Origin of the sequence: Enterobacter cloacae complex sp. IR5458 (assembly GCF_049238025.1) — a bacterium.
Lineage (GTDB): Bacteria > Pseudomonadota > Gammaproteobacteria > Enterobacterales > Enterobacteriaceae > Enterobacter > Enterobacter kobei.
Genome location: NZ_JBMKIF010000128.1, coordinates 1 through 1,225 on the forward strand (window position 1 = coordinate 1; position 1,225 = coordinate 1,225).

2 protein-coding genes are annotated in these 1,225 nt (G+C 39.2%); one reads left to right on the forward strand and one right to left on the reverse strand.

Annotated features, from left to right (window positions below):
* The first annotated feature begins 175 nt into the window (after positions 1 to 175).
* On the forward strand, positions 176 to 973 hold the full coding sequence (locus tag ACOTYN_RS26340) for a hypothetical protein (protein WP_421634805.1): 798 nt from the start codon (positions 176 to 178) through the stop codon (positions 971 to 973).
* 62 nt (positions 974 to 1,035) lie between these two features.
* Here the strand turns inward: ACOTYN_RS26340 and ACOTYN_RS26345 are convergent.
* Positions 1,036 to 1,225, reverse strand: a 190-nt coding sequence (locus ACOTYN_RS26345) for a hypothetical protein (RefSeq protein ID WP_421634806.1), incomplete at its 5' end; no start/stop codon positions are given.

The following is a 1,225-nucleotide window of genomic DNA, read 5'->3' on the forward strand; positions in this document are numbered from 1 at the left end:
TGTTATATCCGATGGGACTGTATTTCCTGACTTCGATAAAGTCGATAAGATGAAGGTGGATAAATAATAATGGAAAGATATTTCATTTAACGTGTGTCGGGTTAATTAACTATCATGCTTATGCTCCAGTATTATGCTTTACGGTTTGATCAATACGGAGAAGAGGTGATGGAAAATGTATAATCAATCAAAAATTATTCTGCTTTCCCTGGTGTTGTTTTCCTCGGCGGGTTGCAGCATAAGTAGTGCAGTAAATAAAACGTTAACTCCACCGGCCGATACAAAATGTGTCAATATTGAAGTAAAAAATCCGTCTCAGTATACGAAACCGTTTCCGCTTGAGGTCAGATACATCTCGTATGAATGCATGAAAAAAAGAATCAGTGGCTTTGATGGCTCCGTTATCACAGAACCCAGCTATAACGTTATTGGGATCCCCATGCAGCAAGAGAGTGGGGATACCTGGAAAGCAAAAGTTGCTATGACCGGTGGTGGTACGTGTAAATGGACATTGAGTGCAGTCAATTTAGGTATCGAGTATATAGATGCTACACATCTTGGGAATGATTTAGTACCTGGAACTGCGGTTGGTGTAACTATTGCTTTTGATGCTGATGCTGCGCGGAATGGACAATTTGACACAGTGGCGGGGAATGATTTTAATTACACTCCAAAATACTATCCTTTTATAAAAAAATGGAATGATAGCCCACAGTGTACTATGCGGGATAAATTATATCTTTTCGGTAAGGAAGATGCGTTTTGGAAAGTGAAGTTGGACTATAAACCTAACGAAAATGTTTTAATAAATTACAATCCCTCTATAGACGAAAGTAAAAAAGTATTGATGATATTCCCTAATAAGAAGGGGAAAGATGCTATGTACTCTTTTGTCTATCCTGATGGGAGCGTCATTTCATCAAAAAACACAACACCTGATTTTAGCAAAGTCAACGGATCTGGTGGGAAATAATCTGCTGGTCAGCTTTGTTTTCCCTCTTTGAGGGGGACGTGATTTTGCTTACTAAGATAAAGTTAATGATGCTGCTTCTGGCCGTTTTTATGGCTGGAGGGGGCAGTCGAGTGACCAATTGAGTACTCTTGCCGCCTGTAGATGCCAACTTTATAGCCATAGAAGTTCACAATCCCTTTCATTACACTAAACAGTTTCCGCTTGAGGTCAGATACATCTCTTATGAATGTAAGAAAAAAAGAATCAGTGGAT